The organism is Phyllobacterium sp. (assembly GCF_037994405.1).
GTDB lineage: Bacteria > Pseudomonadota > Alphaproteobacteria > Rhizobiales > Rhizobiaceae > Phyllobacterium.
The window spans coordinates 1-22,907 of the sequence record NZ_JBBNAN010000120.1 but is presented as its reverse complement, the minus strand read 5'-3'; the positions used below and the strand labels follow the sequence as shown (position 1 = coordinate 22,907).

The following is a 22,907-nucleotide window of genomic DNA, read 5'->3' as shown; positions in this document are numbered from 1 at the left end:
GAGTATATTTGTAGAAAATGAGCAGGAAAACCTGATGGAAAACACGGATCAGGACGATATTGCAGCCATAGGCGGTGATCGCACACTTCTTCTTGTCGACGACGACAAGCCCTTCTTGCAGCGTCTTGCGCGCGCCATGGAAACGCGGGGCTTTACTGTCGCCATCGCCGACTCGGTTGAGGCTGGTCTCGCCAGCGTCAAGGTGAATGCCCCAGCCTACGCCGTTGTTGATATGCGTCTCGGCGACGGCAATGGTCTCGACATTATCGAAGCCATTCGTGCGCGCCGCGAGGATACGCGGGCAATCGTTCTGACTGGCTATGGCAATATTGCGACGGCGGTGAATGCCGTCAAACTTGGCGCCATCGACTATCTGTCGAAGCCGGCCGATGCGGACGAGGTATTTGCGGCGTTGACGCGGCGCTCGGGTGCAAAGGTGGCTCCGCCGGAAAATCCCATGTCTGCCGATCGGGTCCGCTGGGAGCATATCCAGCGGGTGTACGAAATGTGCGACCGGAATGTTTCCGAAACAGCGCGCCGCCTCAATATGCACCGCCGCACCCTGCAGCGGATCCTGGCCAAGCGGGCTCCTCGTTAGGAAACCTTTTGATAACTGCAGCCTGATGGGCATCTGATGCGATTTTCTGCGCTTGCGGTGCTCATGCACCCAAAAGTGCACTGCGCTCCGATTCTCGAAAGCCGCACCACCTGCCCCATCAGGCTGGTTTCTCAAACGGTCTTTAGGCGCCCTAGTCCATATCTGTCTCAGGCAGATGAACGCCCGATAGCTCGGCCAACGTCATGCGCGCGGCGCTGACGCGGGCAAATCGCAGCGTCATGGCCTTGCGCGTGGCGCCCGCCAATTTATGCTCCGGCGCATCGCGAATGATCTCCGCGCCATAGCCGTCGGAAAGGATAAACCCGCAATCCTCGGGGAAAATCTCTGCCGGTACCCCAGGATGGGTGGCGAAGAACAGCCGGTCGCAGTGCGCGCGGTAGATCGGCCATTTACGATCGACCCGCCAGTCTTCGATCGACGATTTGATTTCGACAATCCAGATTTCGCCGCTGCGCGTCAGGGCAACAAGATCCGCGCGGCGGCCCGATGCCAACGGTAATTCGGGCAGGACGGCGAGGCCAAGTTCAAGGAAAAGCCGCTGCACGCCGCGTCGCACCAGCATGGCGTTTTCCGATTGCCGGCCGTCGACGAGCGGGCTTGTCTGACCTGGAATCACAAGAGGCATGAGCGAAACAATATCGGCAAATCTGCAACGATGCTCAGGAAAAATGCACTACCAAGCTGAAGAAAGACATGGTTAACGGAAAACTGCGCTTTACGGTTAATCAGGTATTAACAATAGTGCCGGTAGAGAGGCAGCACAATAAAGCCATCATAGATTCGCGCAATATTTAACGGGGTGACCATGCAATTGAAGACTATTGTCCTGGCGGTTGGACTGATGGGTGCAACCGCTCTTTCCGGCTGTTCGACTATCGGTTTGAACTTTTCGACTGCTTCCTACAACTCCGTCGTCGACGCCGGCTACGTGATTCCCGCCGTTCCCCGCACCAAGGTTCCCTCGCAATATCTGCGCCAGGAAGTCCGTTATGAGGGTGGCGAGGCGCCCGGGACGATCATCGTCGATACGGGCGCAAAATATCTCTACTACGTTCTCGGCGATGGCAAGGCGATGCGCTACGGCATCGGCGTTGGCAAGCAGGGCTTCGAATGGTCGGGTACCGCACGTGTAGCCCTGAAGCGCGAATGGCCGACATGGACGCCTCCGAAGGAAATGATCCAGCGCCGGCCCGAGCTTGCCGAATTCCGCGATGGCATGGATCCCGGGCTGACAAATCCGCTTGGCGCGCGCGCGCTGTACCTCTTCAACAAGGGCGGCGACACGGGCTACCGTCTGCACGGCACGCCCGAATGGTGGTCGATCGGCAAGGCCATGTCCTCGGGCTGCATTCGCCTGATGAATCAGGACATCATCGACCTCTACAACCGCGCGGAAGTCGGCGCCAAGGTCATCGTCCGCTAATTGCTGGCTTATGCACCAGACTTAAAGGCCGCTTTCGAGCGGCCTTTTTATTTGCCTGCCTGACTTTTGTCGTGTTGACCTGATCATTGGGCGCCCCATAGATTGCGCCCTACAGACTTTGGAAACTGCGCAGACACTGGCTAAAAACTGGAAGGTCCACATGTTTAAAACCGTTGCAACCACGCCATTCGACGACCAGAAGCCCGGAACCTCGGGCTTGCGCAAGAAAGTCCCGGTTTTCCAGCAAGAGAACTACGCCGAGAACTTCATCCAGTCGGTGTTCGATTCGCTCGAAGGCTTCAAGGGTAAGACCCTGGTGATCGGCGGTGACGGACGCTATTACAATCGCGAAGTCATCCAGATTGCGCTCAAGATGGCGGCCGCCAACGGCTTTGGCCGCGTCCTTGTCGGCAAGGGCGGCATCCTGTCGACGCCCGCCGCATCCAACGTTATCCGCAAATACAAGGCATTCGGCGGGCTGGTTCTTTCCGCCAGTCATAATCCCGGCGGTCCGACCGAGGATTTCGGCATCAAGTACAACATTAGCAATGGCGGCCCGGCGCCGGAAAAGATCACCGAAGCGATCTTCGCCCGTTCAAAGACGATTACGCAATATGTCATCGCTGAAGCGCCGGACGCCGATATCGACACAATCGGCACGCAGAAGCTCGGTGACATGGTCGTTGAGATCATCGACCCCGTTGCCGATTATGCCGCGTTGATGGAAGAGCTGTTCGATTTCGATGCGATAAGCGCGCTCATCAAATCGGGTTTCACCCTGCGTTTCGATTCCATGCATGCCGTCACCGGTCCTTATGGCAAGGAAATTCTCGAACACCGTCTCGGCGCACCGGAAGGGACCTGCGTCAATTTTGTGCCGCTGCCGGATTTCGGCGGGCATCATCCCGATCCTAATCTCGTCTATGCCAAGGATCTTTATGATCTCCTGATGTCACCGGACGGCCCTGACTTCGGCGCGGCCTCCGATGGCGATGGCGACCGCAATCTCATCATCGGCAAAGGCATTTTCATCACCCCATCCGACTCACTCGCCATGCTTGCTGCCAATGCGCATCTCGCGCCCGGCTACAAGGCTGGCCTCAAGGGTATCGCCCGCTCGATGCCGACCAGCGGCGCAGCAGATCGTGTCGCGGAAAAGCTGAAGATCGGCATATATGAAACCCCGACCGGCTGGAAATTCTTCGGCAATCTGCTCGATGCGGACATGGCAACGATCTGCGGTGAGGAGAGCGCCGGGACAGGCTCCAACCATGTGCGCGAAAAGGATGGACTCTGGGCGGTCCTGCTCTGGCTCAACATTCTGGCAGTGCGCCACATCAGCGTGCAGGAAATCGCCAGGGAACATTGGGCAACCTATGGCCGCAATTACTATTCGCGACACGATTATGAGGGGGTCGATACCGCGGCGGCCAATACGTTGATGGATGACCTGCGGGCCAGGTTGTCAAAGCTGCCCGGGAGCTCGGTACAGGGCCTGACGATCCAAACCGCCGATGATTTTGCCTATCATGATCCGGTCGACAAATCGGTCAGCAAGAACCAGGGTATTCGTGTGCTGTTCGAGGGCGGTTCGCGCGTCGTCTTCCGCCTGTCGGGAACCGGAACTTCGGGCGCAACAATCCGCGTCTATGTCGAGCGCTACGAGCCCGATCCGAAGCGCCACGATCTGGAAACGCAAAGTGCGCTCGCCGATCTCGTTCGCGCTGCCGAAGACCTTGCCGGCATCAAAGCCCATACAGGCCGCGACAAGCCCAGCGTCATTACTTGATCGGCTTAGGACCTTGTTGCGATCTGGTAGAATCTGATCCCTATTTTAGCTTTGGCGGGCAGGGCAGATCGAATCGACGACAGGTTGGATCGCATTGAGCGCCGACTCGAAATTGTCGATAAACCAAATCAGGCGGAACCCATCCTGGTCATATGACGACGCCCTGACGACTGGCCATGCGCGGGTCCCCGCCAAATGTCGCAATGCTGAAACCGAGCCTCAGATCCGGCAAGTCGCAGATGGCGTTGACGCCGTAGTTGGAAAAATGCAGGCGCCAGGTTGTCATACGCACCGGATGCGGCATGGCAAAGCAGGTGCAGGAGAGCAGCGCGAGATTGGCACCACCTTGCGGATCGCGCACGGAGCGGTAGCGAATAAGTTTTATCCCCGCTTCGTGCGCGCTGTCGGCAAGGTCGAGGCAGGCGGAATAGTCGGTGAGATGCATCCACTGTTTCGCCTGGCCCCCAAAAGGTGCGGCGGTCAGGTCGATGGCATTGGTCGTCGCGTAGCGGGCTTCGAATGCAGTGAACTCCAGCGCGTTGCGCGGCCATGGCGTGCCGGGGCTTTCGAGGAAGAAGAGCAGCCTGTAGAAGGCAGTTTCGGCGACGGCAGTTTCCACCAGTTCACTTGCGTAGAACACGCCCGGTGAATAGCCCTCGCGCCGGAAGCGCGAATTGCCCGGGTAGCGGCCATACCGGAACGGCGTCGCCAGCAGATAGTCGAGATGGGTGCAGGAAGGCGGCAGCGGTGGCTTGGTCGCCTCGAGTTCGTCTTCGAGCAGCGCTTGCTCATCAAGCGTGTCGACCAGCTTCATGGTGGAAACGCGGTGCTGCGCCTCGACGAGACGCCAGCAGGCGCCGTGACGGTCTTGAGCTTCAGATCGGAGCGCGGCGGGCGTCCAGATAGGCGAGGACATGGGCGAGACCGTCAATGGTTTTGATCCGGTTGAGCGGCTTGCCGCCGAGCATGGTGTTTTCAGTTCGTATCCACTGCCGGGCTACGGCATCATCACCGCCGACAATTGCATCCAGCGAGCGGTAGAGGCGGATAAACAGCAGAGCAAGTTCATAGCTCTTGCCGGTGAGCGGGCCACCGCCTTCGCTGCGCTTGAGCCGTGATATGCTGGGTTCGGAGAGCCCGACAATGGTGGAGAGCTCCTTGGCGGTCAGACCCAGCAATTCCGCCGAACGCAAAAGCGCTTTCGAAACCACGGCGGTCTTCCCCGGGGTTTCTACAATGTGTTGCGCGGTGGTTCGCATGGATCTGTCCTGTCCTTTTCTACTGACACAAAATATAGAGTAAATTTCTGGTGAAATCAAGGTGACCGATATCTCTCCGCTTGTGGGAGAGAAAGGATTTTCTTGGTGTTAGCGAAGCTGGCCTTTGGAAAATCCAACAGAGGGGATTTGCCTGTGCGGCCTTGCGAATTATCCCCTTGCTTGCGATTTGTAGCACTTTAGCACGTACTTAAGTGCTACAAATCGCTTTCTCCTCCGCAAGGGGGAGATAACCGGCATTGACGTCACGACGAGATTTCTATCGCCTCGGCGTCACTGTCATTGGCAGGCCGCCATCGGGCTGGGTCGTGAGTTTTTGCACCGGCCAGGGTTTTATGGTTCCCGCCATCTCGAAACGATAGCGATGGAGCAAGGTTGCCAAAGCAATGATGGCTTCCTGCAGGGCAAAGCTGGCGCCAATGCAGACGCGCGGCCCGGCACCGAACGGCAGATACTGGAAGCGGTCGATCTTGTCGCGATTTTGAGGATGGAAGCGCGACGGCATGAAGGCTTCCGGATTGTCCCAGTAGAGCCGGTGGCGATGCACTGTCCAGGGCATGACAAGGACCGCCGCGCCCTTCGGCAGTGCCAGATCCTGGTATTGATCGTCCTCGATGGGCTCGCGGTTGATCGACGGTGCCGGCGGATAAAGCCGCATGGCTTCTTCAAAAGCGGCGCGGGTGAAGGGCAGGGCATCCAGCCATGCATGCGGTGGCGGAACTTTGGCCTGATCCATGAAGGCATCGATTTCCTGCGCGATCAGATCGCGCTCCCAAGGAGCCCGCGCCAGCAGATAAAGCGTCCAGCCGAGCGCCCGCGCCGTCGTCTCATGGCCGGCGCCGATGAACGTGATGATATTATCCTCGATCTCGGCACGCGACAGGCCATCCGGACCTTCGGCTCTGAGGAGAAGGGTAAGGAAATCGTTCGGGACCTTGTCGCCTTCCTTCTCCATGCGGACCTTTCGCATCTCCATGGTGTTGGCGACAATCTGGCGGAAGAAGGCGAGGGCGCGCCGTCCCCGAATCTGGGTGAAGCGCGGCAGCCAGTTCGGCGCGCCGAGAAGATCGAGCGGATCGACGCGGCCCATCGTCTCGAACAACCGGTCGACTTCATGCGAAAACTGGTCAGGGTCACCGGCGATCTCGCCTGAAAACAGCGTTTCGGCGAGAATGTCGTAGGTCAGCATCGTCATGTCCCGCGACACGTCCGTGGTGCCGGTGAGGTTTTCGTAGCGATCGGCAAAACTGTCCGTGGTGCGCTTCATCGCCTCGGCGAAACCGTGGATATGGCGCGGCGTGAAGACTGGCGCCATCGCCTTGCGTGAGCGCCTCCAGACCTCGCCTTCGGCCGTCAGCAAGCCATCGCGCAGGATGGGGCGCAGGATGCGCTGGCGGACCGCGGCCATCTTGTAGTTCCTGGCATTGTCGACGAGCACATGGCGGATGAGGCCGGGATCATTTGCAATGATTGTGTGAGCAAAAGACCAGTCGATGGAGACCCACGGTTCGTTATAGGAAGGCTCACCCCACAATTCGAGCGGATTGCGATAAATGGTGCGGATCAGCCGCAACGTTCCGACCGGCCCGGTGCGCGGGATCGGAGCAGGTGGGATGAACGCGGGTCGAGTAGTATCCATTGCCTAAAATCTTGCGCCGATTTTACCTTGACGCCAAGACCCGAATGGGGCCTGTTTCAGCCTGCGCCCCGGTTGGCGGCATTTCGGGCGGGCGAGCCCCCCACGCACCTTGTAACCGTTGCCTTGGCCGATAAGCCAGGATTGGGCTTCTTCGTCGATCATTTGGCAAAGATTGATGGCAATCATGACGGCACTCTTGAATTCAGTGAGGTCAAGGGTTTTCTCAACGCGCAGTCACCGATTGCGAGGCCAGCATCGAAGGAGATGAGATCATCGAGTAACGGATATTGCGACCGGCCCGGTGCGCGGGATCGGGCCAGGCGGGAAAAGCAAGCCTGGTCGTGTCCATCCCGTTGATTTCTCGAACAGTCTCTAACGCGCATGTGGGTATAAATCGTCGAAAAGTCCACCAATTGGCCATGATCCGTGGATAGAGTGAGTGTCACGAATTGGAAAAACCGACATTAAACACTATATCTAGCACTGTAACCGGGCATGATTCGCCCGGTTCTGTTATAAGGACAGGCGCGCCAATTCAGGCGCCAGAAAAAGATTGAAATTACATGAGTGAAACACCCGAGATGACAGTCGAAACCTCGCCGGAATACGGCGCGGAATCCATCAAGGTTCTCAAGGGGTTGGATGCAGTTCGCAAACGCCCGGGCATGTATATCGGTGATACGGACGATGGGTCCGGTCTGCACCACATGGTCTACGAAGTCGTCGACAATGCCATCGACGAAGCGCTTGCCGGGCACGCGACGCGCGTCACCGTGACGCTGAATCCGGACGGGTCCTGCACGGTAACCGACAATGGCCGCGGTATTCCGACGGATATGCACTCCGAGGGCGTTTCCGCGGCGGAAGTCATCATGACGCAGCTGCATGCCGGCGGCAAGTTCGACCAGAACTCCTACAAGGTTTCGGGCGGTCTGCACGGTGTGGGTGTATCGGTTGTCAATGCGCTGTCGGTCTGGCTGAAGCTGAAGATCCGCCGCCAGGGCAAGATCCACGAGATGAGCTTCACGCATGGCGTTGCCGATGCGCCGCTCAAGGTCACCGGCGATGCGGACGCGACCGGAACCGAAGTCTCGTTCCTGCCGTCAACTGAAACCTTCTCGATGGTCGAGTTCGACTTCAAGACGCTCGAACATCGCCTGCGCGAGCTGGCTTTCCTCAATTCCGGCGTGCGTATCCTGCTTGCCGACCGCAGGCATGCCGATCCGGTCGAACTCGAACTGTTCTATGAGGGCGGCCTGACCGCCTATGTGCGCTATCTCGACCGCACCAAGAAAGAGCTTATCAACGAGCCGATCTATATTCGCGGTGAAAAGGATGACACCACGGTGGAAGTCGCCATGTGGTGGAACGACAGCTACCACGAGAATGCCCTCTGCTTCACCAATAACATCCCGCAGCGCGATGGTGGCACGCACCTTGCCGGTTTCCGCGGTGCGCTGACGCGCCAGATGACCGGCTATGCCGACGCTTCCGGCCAGACGAAGAAATCCAAGGTTACACTGACCGGCGATGATTGCCGTGAGGGGCTGACCGCGGTGCTCTCGGTGAAGGTGCCGGACCCGAAATTCTCGTCGCAGACCAAGGACAAGCTCGTTTCCTCCGAAGTGCGGCCGGTTGTTGAAAGCCTCGTCAACGAAGCGCTTTCGACCTGGCTTGAGGAACATCCTGCCGAGGGCAAGGTGCTCGTCGAGAAGGTGATCCAGGCGGCGTCCGCTCGCGAAGCCGCACGCAAGGCGCGTGACATCACCCGCAAGAACTCGCTCAGCATCAGTTCGCTGCCGGGCAAGCTCGCCGATTGTCAGGAGAAGGATCCGGCCAAATCCGAAATCTTCATCGTCGAGGGTGACAGCGCCGGTGGTTCCGCCAAGGGCGGGCGTTCGCGCCAGAACCAGGCGATCCTGCCGTTGCGCGGCAAGATCCTCAATGTCGAGCGGGTCAAGCTGGATCGCATGCTCTCCTCCGACCAGATCGGCACGCTGATCCTGGCGCTGGGCACCAGCATCGGCAAGGATGAGTTCAACCCGGACAAGCTGCGCTATCACAAGATCATCATCATGACCGACGCTGACGTCGATGGCGCCCATATTCGGACACTGCTCTTGACGTTCTTCTTTCGGCAGATGCCGGAGCTGATCGAGCGCGGTCACATCTATATCGCGCAACCGCCACTCTACAAGGTGTCGCGCGGCAAGTCCTCGCAATATATCAAGAACGAGACGGCCTTCGAGGAATTCCTGATTGATTCAGGGCTTGAGGAAGCATCGCTCGAATTGAGCACCGGCGAAGTGCGTGCTGGTATCGATCTGCGTTCCGTTGTCAATGATGCGCTCGCCGTGCGGCATCTGCTGCAGGGATTGAACACCCGTTATGACCGCGCGGTTGTTGAGCAGGCGACCATTGCCGGTGCGCTCAATCCGGAAGCCATTTCCGATACGGCGAGGGCACAATCACTGGTGACGGAAGTCGCCGAGCGGCTCGACCTGATTGCCGAGGAAACCGAGAAAGGCTGGACCGGCCGTCTGGCAACGCCGGATGATGGCGTTGATGGTTATGTCTTCGAGCGCTCGTTGCGCGGCGTGAAGGAAACGGTCACGCTCGACATGGCGCTGCTTGGTTCTGCCGATGCTCGCCAGCTCGACCGCTACTCGGCACGCCTGCACGACATCTATGCCAAGCCGCCAGTGCTGCGCCGCAAGGAAAAGACCGATACTGTCGCTGGGCCGATTGCCCTGCTCGAGGCTGTTTTCGCCGCCGGGCGCAAGGGCTTGTCACTGCAGCGCTACAAGGGTCTCGGTGAGATGAACGCCGACCAGCTGTGGGAGACGACGCTCGATCCGAACGCGCGCTCGCTGCTGCAGGTCAAGGTCAACGACGCCACCGATGCAGACAGCCTGTTCTCAAGGCTGATGGGTGACGACGTGGAACCGCGTCGCGAGTTCATTCAGGATAATGCGCTGAGTGTGGCCAATCTGGACGTATAGACATCAGGCAGTGGTGAATGCATGTATTGCACCACTGCGATGCCGCCAATATCGATCGTTTTAGCCAAGCCGTTCAGCAATCCATAGCTTGATAAGTCCTTGGCGCGTCACGCCAAGGCGTTGAGCCTTCATCCAGCCCTTTAACGACCCACACCGGTAAAATCGACATTCACCCGTTTGGTTTCGGCGTTTGGACGGCGGGCTTTTGACCAGTCCACTTGCTCGCTGACGTCCTCGCCATCGTCGAATTTTTGGTCGAAATCACTCGCTTTCACAGAATTCTATCTCCTGCCTTCGGGCACGGCGAACCGAGACAATTCGAATCTTATCGGCTCGACGAACACGCACTGCCGACCAGTGCTTGTGTCCAAGTATGCCAATTGCAAGGAAACGTGGTTCCCCGTCGACCTTGGCTGGCGCTTCAAAATGCAAATGCAGGAAGATTTGTGGCTGATTTGCGAGAGCGGTCTGAGCAGGAAATCATTCGAAAGTTGTCACTTAGTTGATCTTTGTCACGTTGTCCGACGATACCGCACGTTATTAACCCGCTCCACGATCCACAGGTTGTACCGGAGCGACAGCGCTCAGTCACACAACCCAGGGCTTTTTATACTTTTGTACAACAACTCCCTTGCCTGTTCGTCGGCGACATGATCTTTTGTCGAAAAAGGGCGGACGACGTCCCGGGGATCGGCCAACGGTTACCCGGCAAAGATGGCGTACCTTTTTGGGTCAACCTGATCGGGAATTGAAATGCAGCCTGTCTTTGATGGTCACAACGATGTGCTTTACCGGTTGTGGAAACATTCAAGAGACGGAGCCGATCCGGTTCAGGAATTCATCGAAGGCACGACGTCCGGGCACATCGACAAGGGGAGGGCGCTGAAGGGCGGTCTGATCGGCGGGCTGTGCGCCATCTATGTTCCATCCGGCGATCTCGCCTTCAAGGCTCCCGATGCCAATGGCCATTATTCAACACCGCTTGCCGCGCCGCTTGAACGCGCGCCGTCATTGGATATCGCATTGGAAATGGCGTCGATCGCGCTCAAGTTGGAGCGGGCCGGCGGCTGGAAACTCTGCCGCAGCACGGCCGAAATCGCAGATTGTATGCGCGAGGACGTGTTTGCCGCCGTATTGCATATGGAAGGCTGCGAGGCGATCGGTCCGGATCTCGCCGCGCTCGATGTGTTCTATGCGGCGGGACTGCGCTCACTTGGACCGGTCTGGAGTCGCAACAATATTTTCGCCCATGGCGTGCCTTTTGCCTATCCGATGGATCCGGATACAGGTCCGGGGCTCACGCGGGAAGGCGAAGAGCTGGTCAAAGCCTGCAATCGCCTTGGCATTCTCATTGATCTTGCCCACATCACCGAAAAGGGCTTCTGGGACGTCGCCCGTCTTAGCGATCAACCACTTGTCGCCAGCCATTCCAATGTCCATGCCCTGACCCCCGTCGCACGCAATCTGGCCGACAGGCAGCTCGACGCCATACGCGAGAGCAAGGGACTGGTCGGGCTCAATTATGCGGTCGCCATGCTGCGCCCCGACGCGCGAGAAAACGCCGATACGTCGCTGTCTGATATGGTGCGCCACATCGACTATATGGTGAGCCGGATGGGCATAGACTGCGTGGCACTTGGCTCTGATTTCGATGGTGCTAAAATCCCCGGCGAAATTGCCGATGCAAGCGGCAATCAGAATCTCGTCGTCGCCCTGCGGGACGCTGGATATACGGGGGACGACCTTGCGAAGATCTGCCGCGAAAACTGGCTGCGCGTCCTGCATTCGGCTTGGCACGAAGAAAACTAAGAAACTAAAATTGCTCTAAAAACAGGGAACAGAACCATGTTGGTGAACCAGATCAATCCAAAATTCCGCCTCTTGCTCGGCGGCGCGGCGCTTTGCGCGATCCTGCTTTCCGGCGCGCCCTCATGGGCGGAGACGCCGGCCGATACGCTGGTCGAAGCGTTCGCCATCGACGATGTGATCACGCTCGATCCGGCTGAAGCCTTCGAGCTTACAACCGGTGAAATCAACGGCAATACGTACGACAAGCTTGTGCGGCTCGATATCAACGACCCTTCGAAGGTCGTGGCTGATGTCGCCGAAAGCTGGACCGTTTCCGATGATGGTCTGACCTATACGTTCAAGCTCAAGCCCGGCCTGAAATTCGCCTCCGGCAACCCGATCACCGCGGACGATGTCGCCTGGTCGTTCGAGCGCGCCGTCAAACTAGACAAGAGCCCGGCATTCATCCTGACCCAGTTCGGCCTGAAGCCCGACAACGTGACCGAAAAGGCCAAGGCCACGGATCCATCGACGTTCGTTTTTACCGTTGATCAGCCCTATGCGCCGAGCTTCGTATTGAACTGCCTCACCGCAACGGTCGCCTCGGTTGTCGACAAGAAGCTGGCCTCAGAGCACGTCGTCAATGACGATTTCGGCTGGGCATGGCTGAAGACCGCCTATGCCGGTTCCGGCCCGATGAAGATCCGCGACTGGCGCGCCAACGAAATCATCGTCCTGGAGCGCAATGACAATTATTACGGCACCAAGGCGCCATTGAACCGCGTGATCTACCGGCACGTCAAGGAAAGCGCCGCGCAGCGCCTCCTGCTCGAAAAGGGTGATATTGACGTTGCCCGCAACCTTGAGCCGAACGATCTGGAGCAGGTGGTCAAGAACAAGGACATCGCCACGACCAGCGCGCCGAAGGGCACGATCTATTATTTCAGCCTCAACCAGAAGAACCCGAACCTGGCTAAGCCCGAGGTGCGCGAAGCGCTGAAATACCTCGTTGATTATGATGCGATCGGCGAGAAGCTGATCAAGGGCATCGGCGAAATCCACCAAACCTTCCTGCCGAAGGGCATTCTCGGCGAACTCGATGAGAACCCCTACAAACTTGACGTCGAAAAGGCCAAGGCCCTGCTTGAGAAGGCCGGTCTGAAGGACGGTTTCTCTTTCACCATGGATGTGCGCAACAACCAGCCCGTCACCGGAATTGCCGAGTCCGTGCAGCAGACAATGGCACTGGCCGGCGTGAAAATGGAGATTATTCCTGGCGATGGTAAGCAGACGCTAACCAAATACCGCGCCCGTACGCATGATTCCTATATCGGCCAGTGGGGTGTCGACTATTGGGATCCGAACTCCAATGCCGATACGTTCACCAACAATCCGAACAATTCGGACGAAGGCACCAACAAGACGCTGGCCTGGCGCAACGCCTGGGATGTGCCGGAGCTGACCAAGCAGACCAAGGCAGCCCTGCTCGAACGCGATGGCGCCAAGCGCGCCGCGATGTATCAGGACTTGCAGAAAAAAGTGCTCGAGACCAGCCCGTTTGTCCTGATTTTCCAGCAGACGGAAGTCGCGGGATTGCGCTCGAACCTTAAGGGTTTCAAGCTCGGACCATCATTCGATACGAACTACGTGTTCAACGTATCGAAATGATCGGGGGCAGCGCCCAAGGCCGTTAAAATGAGCAGCACCGAAACACAATTGGAGTCCAGGCGTTCAGGCGCCTGGGCTTCCAGCCTTCTCTTGTCGATCGGCAGGTTCCTGCTGGTCGGCGCCATCACATTTCTCGGGCTCATCGCAGTCACCTTCTTCATCGGGCGGGTAATTCCGATTGACCCCGCGCTGGCCATTGTTGGCGACCGGGCGCCTGCCCATGTGGTTGAGCGGGTGCGCGAGGAACTTGGTCTCAACCTGCCGCTCTACCAGCAGTTTGTGATTTATGTGAAAGGCGTGCTTGAGGGCAATTTCGGCAATTCGGTGCTGACGACCAATCCGGTCATGACCGATATCAGACGGGTTTTCCCTGCCACCATGGAACTTGCGACGCTCGGCACCCTGATCGGCGCCATCTTCGGTATTCCACTTGGAGTGCTGGCGGCGGTGAAGCGCGGCAGTATCATGGACCAGATTGTCCGTATCATCGGCCTTATCGGCTATTCGGTGCCGATATTCTGGCTCGGCCTTCTGGCCCTGCTGGTGTTCTATGCCAAGCTTGGCTGGACATCGGGGCCCGGCCGCATCGATGTGGTTTACGAATATACGTTCACGCCGATCACCGGCTTTTACCTCCTCGATGCGGTGTTGCAGCACAATTGGGATGCGTTGAGGAATATTTTCAGCTTTATTATCCTGCCTGCCTCGCTGCTCGGCTATTTCTCACTCGCCTATATCAGCCGCATGACGCGCTCATTCATGCTCAACGAGCTCGAGCAGGAATATATTGTTGCCGCCCGCGCCAAGGGCCTGTCGGAAACGCGCATCATCTGGGGCCATGCCCTGCGCAATGCGGCAGTGCCGCTTGTGACGGTGATCGCGCTTTCCTATGCGGGACTGCTGGAGGGCTCTGTTCTCACGGAGACAGTGTTCTCGTGGCCCGGCCTTGGCCTGTACATCACCAATTCCCTGCAGAATGCGGATATGAATGCGGTCCTTGGTGGTACGATCGTCATCGGCACGGTCTTCGTTGCCATCAACCTGTTGTCCGATATTCTGTATCGGGCGCTTGACCCACGGACACGCGCGCGATGACCCAGGCTATTCCCACACGCCCCATTTCACGCCGCGAATGGCTGATGAGCGATAGGCCGCAATCGCGTATGCAGGCAAGGCTTGGCCGGGCCTATCTGGTCTGGAGCCGCTTCGCCAGCAACAGGCTCGCTGTCGCCGGTCTCGCCATTATCATCGCACTTCTGCTCGTAGCGATTTTTGCCGGTGTGCTGGCGCCGCACTCGCCGGTAACCGGCGATCTGCGCAACGCACGCCTGCTGCCGCCGGGCGGTGAGTATCTGCTCGGCACAGACGATCAGGGACGCGATATTCTTTCGCGGCTGATCTATGGCTCGCGCCTGACCCTCTACGTGGTCATTCTCGTTGCCGTCATTGCGGCACCGATCGGCCTGCTCGTCGGGACGATCGCCGGTTATGCCGGCGGCTGGGTCGACTCGATCCTGATGCGCATCACCGATATTTTCCTTGCCTTCCCCAAGCTAATTCTCGCACTTGCCTTCGTCGCTGCGCTTGGGCCCGGAATCGGCAACGCAGTCATCGCCATCGCCATAACCTCCTGGCCTCCCTACGCGCGCATTGCCCGCGCGGAGACGCTGACCGTGCGCAATTCCGATTATATCGCAGCCGTGCGGCTGATGGGTGCTTCCCCGGCGCGCATCGTCCTGCGTCACATCATGCCGCTGTGCCTTTCCTCGCTGATCGTGCGCGTGACGCTCGATATGGCAGGCATCATCCTGACAGCCGCCGGGCTCGGCTTTCTTGGTCTTGGCGCGCAGCCGCCCTTGCCGGAGTGGGGCGCGATGATCGCCTCTGGCCGCCGCTTCATCATGGATCAATGGTGGGTTGCCGCCATGCCGGGCTTTGCCATCCTGATCGTCAGCCTCGGCTTCAATCTTCTTGGCGACGGCCTGCGTGATGCACTCGATCCGCGAGGCAACAATCAATGAGCACGATGCTGACCGTCGAGGACCTGCGGGTTCAATTCCCGACGCGGACCGGGACTGTGGATGCAGTGCGCGGTGTGTCATTTTCCCTTGGCCGCGAGCGCCTTGGTATTGTTGGCGAGTCCGGGTCCGGCAAGTCGCAGACCGGCCGCGCCATCATGGGATTAACGCCGCCGCATGCGAAGATCACGGCCAGGACGCTGAATTTCGATGGGATCGATTTGCTTGGGGCTTCCGTCAAGCAGCGGCGGGCATTGCGCGGCAATCGCATCGCCATGATCCTGCAGGACCCGAAATATTCGCTCAACCCGGTCATGAGCATCGGCCGGCAGATTGTTGAGACGCTGCGGACCCACGAGAAGGTCAGCAAAGCCGAGGCACGCAAGCGCGCGCTCGATATGCTGGCGGCAGTGCAGATCCGCGATCCGGAACGGGTCTACGATCTGCATCCGCATGAAGTTTCCGGCGGCATGGGTCAGCGCGCGATGATTGCGATGATGCTGATTACCGGGCCTGAACTCCTGATCGCCGACGAACCAACCTCAGCGCTGGATGTGACCGTCCAGCTCGATGTCCTGCGCATTCTTGACAATCTGGTGCGTGAGCGCGGCATGGGCCTGATCTTCATATCGCACGATCTGCGGCTGGTCTCGTCGTTCTGCGACCGGGTCATCGTCATGTATGCAGGCCGTATCGTCGAGGAGATCGCCGCCAAGGACCTTGGCAACGCCAAGCATCCCTATACGCAAGGTCTCCTCAATTGCATGCCGCAGATCGGCGCGGATCGGCATCCATTGCCGGTACTTGATCGCAAACCGGAGTGGGCAGCATGACACAGGCCCTTACAACCGAGAATCTCGAAGTGGTGTTCAACCGGTTTCGCGCCTTGCGCGGTGTCAGCCTCGAGGTGGCGCCGGGCGAATCCTTCGGCCTCGTCGGTGAATCGGGTTCGGGGAAATCGACACTGTTGCGCGCCGTGGCCGGTCTTGCGCCGGTCAGCGGCGGAACGATCACGGTCAACGGCAAGACGCTCGGTTCGACACGCACCAAAGCATTTTACCGCGAGGTGCAGATGGTCTTCCAGGACCCGTATGGCTCTCTACATCCGCGCCAGACGGTCGACCGGCTGCTGCTGGAGCCACTGGTGATCCATGGCTTCGGCGATATCGAGAAGCGCATCTTGCGCGCGCTGGACGAGGTGGGGCTCGGGTCGAGCTTCCGCTTCCGCTATTCGCACCAGCTTTCCGGTGGCCAGCGTCAGCGCGTTGCCATCGCCCGGGCGCTGATCCTTGAGCCTTCGATCCTGCTGCTCGACGAGCCAACCTCGGCGCTGGATGCCTCGGTTCAGGCGGAGGTTCTGAACCTGCTCGAGCAGATCCGCCGTGACCGCAAATTGACCTTCCTCATGGTCAGCCACGATCTCGCCGTCGTCACCCACATGTGCGACCGGTTGATGGTGATGCAGAATGGCGCCGAAGTGGAGCGCCTGAGCGCATCGGAACTTGCAAGACGCAAGGTCACGCAGGACTACACGCGCAATCTGCTGGTCGCGAGCCAGGGGTTTGTCCGGCCGGATGCCACGCTGTGAGGCGTCTGTCCTTTATTGCAATTTTACCATTCCGGAAGGGCATTTGCGAAAATCGCCCGTCGAGCGTCGGATAGTGAAAATCTGAACGAATTTCCTAAGCCGGCATTTACGTCATGGATTCAATGGTCTCACGAGCGCATCACCCCAAAAATCTCTAAGGTTTTTGGAAAGGATGATGCGCCAATTCGACGTGTTACTGCGCCGTGTGTCCAACTGGACGCACGGCGCAGTAAGCGACCGGAGTGGGACATGAAGCGTTTGCGAGAATTCCTGAAAGACCGCCGCGGGGCTACTGCCCTGACGTTTGCATTGCTGCTTGTGCCGATCATGGGTATGACCGGGCTCGCCGTTGATTACAGCATTGCGAGCAATGAGCGGTCGAAATTGCAGGACGCCGCGGACGCTGCCGCACTGGCTGGCGCTTCGATCTTCACGGGAGCAAATGCTTCGGCGGCTGAGGCGCGTGCGCGAGCCTATCTCAAAGCCAATCTCGGCGCTGAAGCGGATACGATTGCGGTTACGTTCAAGTTCGACGCGAAGAATCACAACGTTACTGCTAATCTCAGTGGCCAGACCAGCACGATGTTCATGCATCTGTTGAATCAGAACAACGTGTCGGTCGGCGTTACCTCGACAGCGCTGGCGCCGCTTAAGCCAACTACGGCATCGATCACGGTCGACAGTGTCTACGGGTATTGGTTCAAACGTGTCTCGATTATCGTTGTCAGAAACGGCGTGGAAGTGGTAGTCGGGACAATCACTTACACCGCGGTGGATCACAGTGGCGGTGGAGGCCGAGGCACAGGTAAGACGGTTCCTGATTTGAACACGCCCACAACCTATAATCTAGGTGATTACACCAAGCTTTACCTCGAAATGGAAATCAAGAACGACGGCTGTGATATCGGCTATCGGAACAATTCCTCGACGAACATCGTCAATTGCGTGGCTAGCACGAAGTCGCAGTATGCCAACTATAACTCCACTCTGCGCACCGACGATCCGACGACTGTCGATCACCTGTTCGTCGATGGCACGCAGCTGGCGCTGGGTTCGACTCCTCCGCTCGACAACTTGCTTAATTGTGACAGCACTCCGCATTCACATGCGTGGGAAGATGGCGGTGGCTGGGCCCAGCAGGATTTCTTTTATCACGTATCCGCCGCCTGCAAATCGATCGATGGCGAGAACGTTCGGCTGACCAATTAATCATCCGGCGGCGCAATTGACTTTGATGTTGCGCCATTCCATCATGACTTTATTCCGAGGGGGGCACTGTACAGTGCTGAGATAGCGTCGAGCTGGACCCTTGAACCTGATCCGGGTTATGCCGGCGTAGGAACGGGAATTGAGCATTCTTCACGCACTCTGCCTTGCCTTCGCACATATCCGGATCTCCAACCATGCTGTGATGGAGTCCAGACTGTGCGACCAAAAGTAGATTTCCGGCTGAATGCCATCGTCGATGTCGACGCGATTGGCGGCGACAAGGATCTGGGCGCGCTTGCCCTTGCAGCCGCCCGCGGCGGCGCGACAATCATCCAGTACCGCGACAAGAATTCGCCGACCCGCCTGATGGTCGAACGGGCCCGGACGATCCATGTGGCGCTGAAGGGCACGGGCGTGCCGCTCGTCGTCAATGACCGTATCGACGTGGCGCTGGCTGCCGGTGTCGAAGGGGTGCATATCGGCCGCGAGGACATGCCGGTCAGCGACGCCCGCCAACTGCTCGGACCAGAGGCGATCATCGGCCTGACGGTCAAGAATGAAGCCGACGCCCGGACGGCGATTGAAGCTGATATTGACTATGCCTGCATCGGTGGTCTGTTCGAGACGCCCGCCAAGCATAATCCTGACGGCCCGATCGGCTTCGACGGGTTCAGCCGGCTCGCGCCAATCATCCGCAAGGACAAGCCGGATCTGCCGATTGGCGCAATTGCCGGTATCGATCTTGATCGGACGCCACCGGCGATTGCGGCAGGCGCGGATGGCGTGGCGGTGATTTCGGCGATCTTCCGGCAGGCTGATCCACAAAGCTCTGCCGCAGCTTTGCGCGCCGTCGTCGATTTGTCGTTGAAGGTACGGGCATGACCGCCATCGCACTGACCATCGCCGGTTCGGACAGCGGCGGCGGGGCGGGCATTCAGGCGGATCTGAAGACCTTCTCGGCGCTCGGTGTCTACGGCGCCAGTGTGCTCACCGCCATTACCGCACAAAATACGCGCGGCGTGACGGCCATCGAGAACCTTTCGCCGGGTATTGTCCGCGCCCAGATTGATGCCGTGTTGTCCGATATCGATGTGAAGGCAATCAAGATCGGCATGGTTTCGACGCTCGAGACGATCGAGACGATTGCTGCAGCATTACGGCATTGGGATCGCAGGGCCGTTGTTGATCCGGTGATGGTGGCAACGTCCGGCAATCGCTTGCTGCAACCGGAGGCGGTCGACGCTTTGCGGCAGCTTCTATTGCCGATTGCACTGGTGCTGACGCCCAATCTGCCTGAAGCGGCATTGCTGACGGGGCAGCCGGTTGCTGAAGACGAGGCGCAGATCGCGCGGCAGGCGGAACAGTTGCTGGCGCTTGGCCCTTCGGCGGTGTTGATCAAGGGCGGTCATTCAAAGGGCGACTTGTGTACCGACTTGTTGTTTGGCGGCGCCACGATAGAGCGCTTTGCGAGCACACGCATCATGACAAGCCATGATCACGGCACAGGCTGCACGCTGGCAGCGGCGATTGCCGCGGAGCTAGCGAAAGGGGCGGATTTATGCGACGCCGTGGCGGGCGCGAAGGCGTATCTGACAGCCGCCATAGCCGCTGCCGAAGGTCTCAAAGTGGGGCGGGGACGCGGGCCTGTACACCATTTCTACCGGTGGTGGCCGGTGCCGCAGTCGCTATGATATCCTGCCTTTCGAACGGCAGTGGGACCACCGCCGGTAGCACGACGTGTTCTTCGGCAAAAGCAAGCTGTGTTTGTGCCGCGAGCGCCGGCGCTGCCGCAGTGGATTCAGCCGTTACTGTCGCTGCGGCATAAACGGCAGTGGCTGCGGGAGCAGCGGGTTCGACCGCCGTTGGGCCGGGCCCAAGAACGTTCAAAAGACCCTTGCGCTTGGCCTGATAGTAATAGCCGCGTGAATAGAGACGTACCGCCTGATCCGGATTGTTGTCGGCGACCTTGTAGGCGCCTGCCAGATATTTCACGCCATATTTGAGGTTGGTTTCGGCGTCGAGCAGATCCTTGGCGCTGCCGTCGTGTCCGAGACCGCGCGCGGTCGCTGGCAGCAATTGCATCAATCCCCAGTACGGGCCGTTGCGCGCTTCCGGATTGAACCTGCTTTCACGATTGACGACACGGCGGACCAGCCATTCCGGCACCGCATAGGCTACCGAGTATTTCGAGATCAGCCCATCGACCGATTTGTCCGGGGATTTTACCGCGGGATTGACTTGCGTTGCGTTTGCAACGCGTGGCGCAGCTTCGGGAACCGGAATGGAAGCGGATGCGCTTGGCAATTTGGGGTCGGTTGTCGTGCAGGCGCCGAGGGCCAGGCCGAGGCCCAGCAAGCCGAAAGTGCGCAGCAATCGGAATTCAAGCAGCATTTGTCACCGGTTCGAAGAGGCGGATATTTAACGATTGGTTTCTCTTAGCTTGTTCGCGGGGGCTTGCGGCAATCACTTTCCAATACGGATTGTTACAATCCTGAAATACTGGCTGTGGGCAGTGGCTCCAGCTTGGGTTGACTCCAGCATATATATCAATGTATCAGTTAGATATTGGTAAGGCCAGTTTACCAGTCTAGCGCGGAAGGGAGAGCCGTGCAGGGAGGATCCATGTTCGCAACCATTCAGCCGCGCCGGCTTTATCGGCAGGTCGCAGACCAGATTCGCACGCTGATCGAGGGCGGCAAGTTTGCCGTTGGCGAACGGCTGCCGGGTGAGCGTGAGCTTGCCGAAGAACTTGGGGTGTCCCGCCCGACGATCCGTGAAGCATTGATCGCGCTCGAGGTGGAGGGTCTTGTGCATATCCGCATGGGTTCGGGAATTTACGTCACCGGTCAGCAGCGCGAAAAACCGGCCCTGGCGCCGGCTGAAGATCTGGAGGGACCGTTCGAACTCCTCCGCGCACGTTCGCTTATCGAATGCGCCATTGCCGAAGAAGCCGCGAAAGTCGTAACGCCCGATCATATTGAGTCCTTGGACGCGGTGCTGACCAAGATGGCGCAAACATTCAACAGTCCGCGCACATCCATCGCACTCGACCGGACATTCCACACCACGATTGCCGGTATCATCGAAAATTCGGCCCTCAACCGCTTTGTCGGCGAGCTCTTCGATCAGCGCATGACACCATATTTCGAAAAGCTGGCAAGCTATTTCGAAAGTCCTGCCTCGTGGCGCGAGGCATTCGAGGAGCACCGTGCCATTCGCGATGCCATTGCCTCCGGCGATCCGGTGCGCGCCAAGGAAGCGATGCGGTTTCATCTACAGCAGTCGCAGTTGAGATTTTCCAGAAGCTTCGACGAAGACCTGGAGAGCGAGAAGGGCCGTTCTGCGAAAGGCGGCCGAAACGGAAACATGAAGATCTGAATTCACATCTGGGAGGAGAAAGACATGAAGATCAAACTGGCAACAATCCTGGGCGCGGTTGCCGCGCTCGCATTGTCGGCGGCAGCCGCTCAGGCGCAGACGTCGCTGAAATGGGCGCATGTGTATGAAACATCAGAACCATTCCATACGCAATCCGTCTGGGCGGCTGAAGAGATCGGCAAGCGGACCAATGGCCGCTACAAGATCGACGTGTTCCCTGCATCGCAGCTCGGCAAGGAGGCCGACATCAACCAGGGGCTGAAACTCGGCACCGTCGACATCATCATTTCCGGTTCGAGCTTTGCGGCACGTGACTTCAAGCCGATCGGCGTCACCTATTTCCCCTACATCTTCCGTGGCCCGGATCACCTGATTGCCTATACCAAGAGCGACATCTTCAAGCGGCTTGCGGCCGGATACGAACAAAAGACCGGCAATCACATTGCCGCCGTCAGCTATTACGGCACGCGTCAGACCACGTCGAACAAGCCTATCGCCAAGTGCTCGGACATGCAGGGTCTGAAAATCCGCGTGCCGGACGTTCCTGCCTATCTCGCAATGCCGCGCGCCTGCGGTGCCAATACGACGCCGATCGCCTTTGCCGAGGTCTACCTTGCGCTGCAAAATGGCACGGTTGAGGCGCAGGAAAATCCGCTGACGACCATCGAGGCCAAGAAGTTCTTCGAAGTGCAGAAGAACATCATCCTGACCGGACATATCGTCGATCATCTCAACACCGTGATCTCCAAGCAGCTATGGTCCAGCCTTTCGGATGAGGACAAGAAGATCTTCGGCGACGTGATGCAGGAAGCTGCCGAAAAGACGACGAAGATCATCGAAGACAAGGAAAAGGCCCTCGTTACCAGCTTCAAGGAGCGTGGCCTGAACGTTGCCGAGGTCGACAAGTCCGACTTCGAGAAGAATGTCACGGAAAAGGTCAAGTTCGAGGATTTCGGCTACGAGAAGTCCGATTGGGAAGCCATCCGCGCCATCAAGGAATGACCGAAACGGGCCGGGTACCCTTGCCCGGCCATTCCCCCGAACTGACGACCGGAGAAACCTCATGACAGATGAAGTACATACCCAGGTCACCGCCGAGGAAATAGCCCATTCTTTCGAGGATGCGGCGCCCGTTGCCGACCTGTCAGACTATTCGATTGAGGATTGGCTGACCCTCGCCGTGTTCTGGCTGATGACTGGTTGCGTCTTCCTGCAGTTTTTCACCCGCTACGTCATGAATGACAGCTACGCCTGGACTGAGGAAATCGCCACCAACTGCCTGATCGCCGTGGTGTTTCTCGGCTCGGTCATGTGCGTGCGCGTATCGCGCCATATCCAGGTCGATGTGCTGTACCACTACCTGCCGGCTGGCATTGCCCGCATCTTGTCGACCTTCGTCGACATCGTGCGCATCGGCTTCTTCATCTATGCCGTCTGGTTGATGTGGCGGTATGTCGACATCGTCGCCGATGAACGCATGGTCACGGTGGATCTGCCGCGAAACATTGT

General features: G+C 58.6%; 22 protein-coding genes, 1 pseudogene and 1 riboswitch. Of the genes and pseudogenes, 16 read left to right on the top strand and 7 right to left on the bottom strand.

The features are described from left to right. The first annotated feature begins 34 nt into the window (after positions 1-34). Positions 35-598 carry an ActR/PrrA/RegA family redox response regulator transcription factor gene (locus AAAC48_RS07175; protein ID WP_340653525.1) on the top strand — a complete coding sequence of 188 codons (564 nt, stop codon included), beginning with the start codon at positions 35-37 and terminating at the stop codon, positions 596-598. Positions 599-749: 151 nt separating this feature from the next. Here the strand turns inward: AAAC48_RS07175 and AAAC48_RS07170 are convergent, their stop codons facing one another. After that, on the bottom strand, positions 750-1,244 hold the full coding sequence (locus AAAC48_RS07170; RefSeq protein ID WP_340653524.1) for an MmcB family DNA repair protein: 495 nt from the start codon (positions 1,242-1,244) through the stop codon (positions 750-752). A gap of 180 nt (positions 1,245-1,424) precedes the next feature. Between AAAC48_RS07170 and AAAC48_RS07165 the strand changes: the two genes are divergently transcribed. After that, a complete protein-coding gene (locus AAAC48_RS07165; protein ID WP_340653523.1) occupies positions 1,425-2,042 on the top strand; it encodes a L,D-transpeptidase in 618 nt (205 codons plus the stop codon). Between the two features lie 160 nt (positions 2,043-2,202). Then, the gene (locus AAAC48_RS07160; RefSeq protein WP_340653522.1) at positions 2,203-3,831 is read left to right on the top strand and encodes an alpha-D-glucose phosphate-specific phosphoglucomutase; all 1,629 of its coding nucleotides are present in this window, start codon (positions 2,203-2,205) and stop codon (positions 3,829-3,831) included. Between the two features lie 148 nt (positions 3,832-3,979). On the opposite strand, the gene AAAC48_RS07155 is transcribed toward AAAC48_RS07160, so the two are convergent. The 3 genes from AAAC48_RS07155 to AAAC48_RS07145 form a co-directional block, all read right to left on the bottom strand. After that, positions 3,980-4,747 carry an RES family NAD+ phosphorylase gene (locus AAAC48_RS07155; RefSeq protein WP_340653521.1) on the bottom strand — a complete coding sequence of 256 codons (768 nt, stop codon included), beginning with the start codon at positions 4,745-4,747 and terminating at the stop codon, positions 3,980-3,982. Further along, positions 4,707-5,090: an MbcA/ParS/Xre antitoxin family protein gene (locus AAAC48_RS07150; RefSeq protein ID WP_340653520.1), complete on the bottom strand. Its 384-nt coding sequence runs from the start codon at positions 5,088-5,090 to the stop codon at positions 4,707-4,709. Before AAAC48_RS07150 ends, AAAC48_RS07155 begins: the two co-directional genes overlap by 41 nt. A 277-nt stretch (positions 5,091-5,367) precedes the next feature. Then, a complete protein-coding gene (locus AAAC48_RS07145; protein ID WP_340653519.1) occupies positions 5,368-6,747 on the bottom strand; it encodes a cytochrome P450 in 1,380 nt (459 codons plus the stop codon). 563 nt (positions 6,748-7,310) lie between these two features. Between AAAC48_RS07145 and gyrB the strand changes: the two genes are divergently transcribed. Further along, positions 7,311-9,749 carry a DNA topoisomerase (ATP-hydrolyzing) subunit B gene (gene gyrB, locus AAAC48_RS07140; RefSeq protein WP_340653518.1) on the top strand — a complete coding sequence of 813 codons (2,439 nt, stop codon included), beginning with the start codon at positions 7,311-7,313 and terminating at the stop codon, positions 9,747-9,749. Positions 9,750-9,889: 140 nt separating this feature from the next. On the opposite strand, the gene AAAC48_RS07135 is transcribed toward gyrB, so the two are convergent. Further along, complete coding sequence (locus AAAC48_RS07135; protein ID WP_340653517.1) at positions 9,890-10,024, bottom strand: hypothetical protein; 135 nt, start codon at positions 10,022-10,024, stop codon at positions 9,890-9,892. After that, entirely contained in the window at positions 10,011-10,181 is a 171-nt protein-coding gene (locus AAAC48_RS07130) for a BrnT family toxin (RefSeq protein ID WP_340653516.1), read from the bottom strand. The genes AAAC48_RS07135 and AAAC48_RS07130 overlap by 14 nt, the downstream gene beginning before the upstream one ends. Positions 10,182-10,502: 321 nt before the next feature. Here AAAC48_RS07130 and AAAC48_RS07125 point away from each other — a divergent pair, with 321 nt between their 5' ends. From AAAC48_RS07125 to thiD, 9 genes are all read left to right on the top strand, one after another. Then, positions 10,503-11,558 (top strand): dipeptidase, encoded by a 1,056-nt coding sequence (locus tag AAAC48_RS07125; RefSeq protein ID WP_340653515.1) that lies wholly within the window; start codon positions 10,503-10,505, stop codon positions 11,556-11,558. 39 nt (positions 11,559-11,597) lie between these two features. Next, on the top strand, positions 11,598-13,205 hold the full coding sequence (locus AAAC48_RS07120; protein ID WP_340653593.1) for an ABC transporter substrate-binding protein: 1,608 nt from the start codon (positions 11,598-11,600) through the stop codon (positions 13,203-13,205). A gap of 27 nt (positions 13,206-13,232) precedes the next feature. Next, positions 13,233-14,300 (top strand): ABC transporter permease, encoded by a 1,068-nt coding sequence (locus tag AAAC48_RS07115; RefSeq protein WP_340653514.1) that lies wholly within the window; start codon positions 13,233-13,235, stop codon positions 14,298-14,300. Beyond that, positions 14,297-15,226: a nickel transporter permease gene (nikC, locus tag AAAC48_RS07110; RefSeq protein ID WP_340653513.1), complete on the top strand. Its 930-nt coding sequence runs from the start codon at positions 14,297-14,299 to the stop codon at positions 15,224-15,226. Before AAAC48_RS07115 ends, nikC begins: the two co-directional genes overlap by 4 nt. Further along, positions 15,223-16,056 carry an ABC transporter ATP-binding protein gene (locus tag AAAC48_RS07105; protein ID WP_340653512.1) on the top strand — a complete coding sequence of 278 codons (834 nt, stop codon included), beginning with the start codon at positions 15,223-15,225 and terminating at the stop codon, positions 16,054-16,056. Before nikC ends, AAAC48_RS07105 begins: the two co-directional genes overlap by 4 nt. After that, positions 16,053-16,811, top strand: a complete 759-nt coding sequence (locus AAAC48_RS07100) for an ABC transporter ATP-binding protein (RefSeq protein WP_340653511.1) — start codon at positions 16,053-16,055, stop codon at positions 16,809-16,811. Before AAAC48_RS07105 ends, AAAC48_RS07100 begins: the two co-directional genes overlap by 4 nt. A 249-nt stretch (positions 16,812-17,060) precedes the next feature. Next, on the top strand, positions 17,061-18,020 hold the full coding sequence (locus AAAC48_RS07095; RefSeq protein ID WP_340653510.1) for a TadE/TadG family type IV pilus assembly protein: 960 nt from the start codon (positions 17,061-17,063) through the stop codon (positions 18,018-18,020). Between the two features lie 47 nt (positions 18,021-18,067). After that, a riboswitch (TPP riboswitch) is annotated at positions 18,068-18,170 on the top strand. A 66-nt stretch (positions 18,171-18,236) separates the two neighbouring features. Continuing rightward, positions 18,237-18,902, top strand: coding sequence for a thiamine phosphate synthase (thiE, locus tag AAAC48_RS07090; RefSeq protein WP_340653509.1), 666 nt, complete (start codon positions 18,237-18,239; stop codon positions 18,900-18,902). Next, positions 18,899-19,711, top strand: a complete 813-nt coding sequence (gene thiD, locus AAAC48_RS07085; protein ID WP_340653508.1) for a bifunctional hydroxymethylpyrimidine kinase/phosphomethylpyrimidine kinase — start codon at positions 18,899-18,901, stop codon at positions 19,709-19,711. The genes thiE and thiD overlap by 4 nt, the downstream gene beginning before the upstream one ends. A 193-nt stretch (positions 19,712-19,904) precedes the next feature. On the opposite strand, the pseudogene AAAC48_RS07080 reads toward thiD, so the two are convergent. Further along, positions 19,905-20,411, bottom strand: a pseudogene (locus tag AAAC48_RS07080) (lytic transglycosylase domain-containing protein); the annotation flags it as partial. Between the two features lie 231 nt (positions 20,412-20,642). Between AAAC48_RS07080 and AAAC48_RS07075 the strand changes: the two are divergent. The 3 genes from AAAC48_RS07075 to AAAC48_RS07065 form a co-directional block, all read left to right on the top strand. Beyond that, on the top strand, positions 20,643-21,398 hold the full coding sequence (locus tag AAAC48_RS07075; protein ID WP_340653507.1) for a FadR/GntR family transcriptional regulator: 756 nt from the start codon (positions 20,643-20,645) through the stop codon (positions 21,396-21,398). Between the two features lie 24 nt (positions 21,399-21,422). After that, complete coding sequence (locus tag AAAC48_RS07070; RefSeq protein WP_340653506.1) at positions 21,423-22,400, top strand: sialic acid TRAP transporter substrate-binding protein SiaP; 978 nt, start codon at positions 21,423-21,425, stop codon at positions 22,398-22,400. A gap of 61 nt (positions 22,401-22,461) precedes the next feature. Then, positions 22,462-22,907, top strand: a 446-nt coding sequence (locus AAAC48_RS07065) for a TRAP transporter small permease (protein ID WP_340653505.1), incomplete at its 3' end; no start/stop codon positions are given.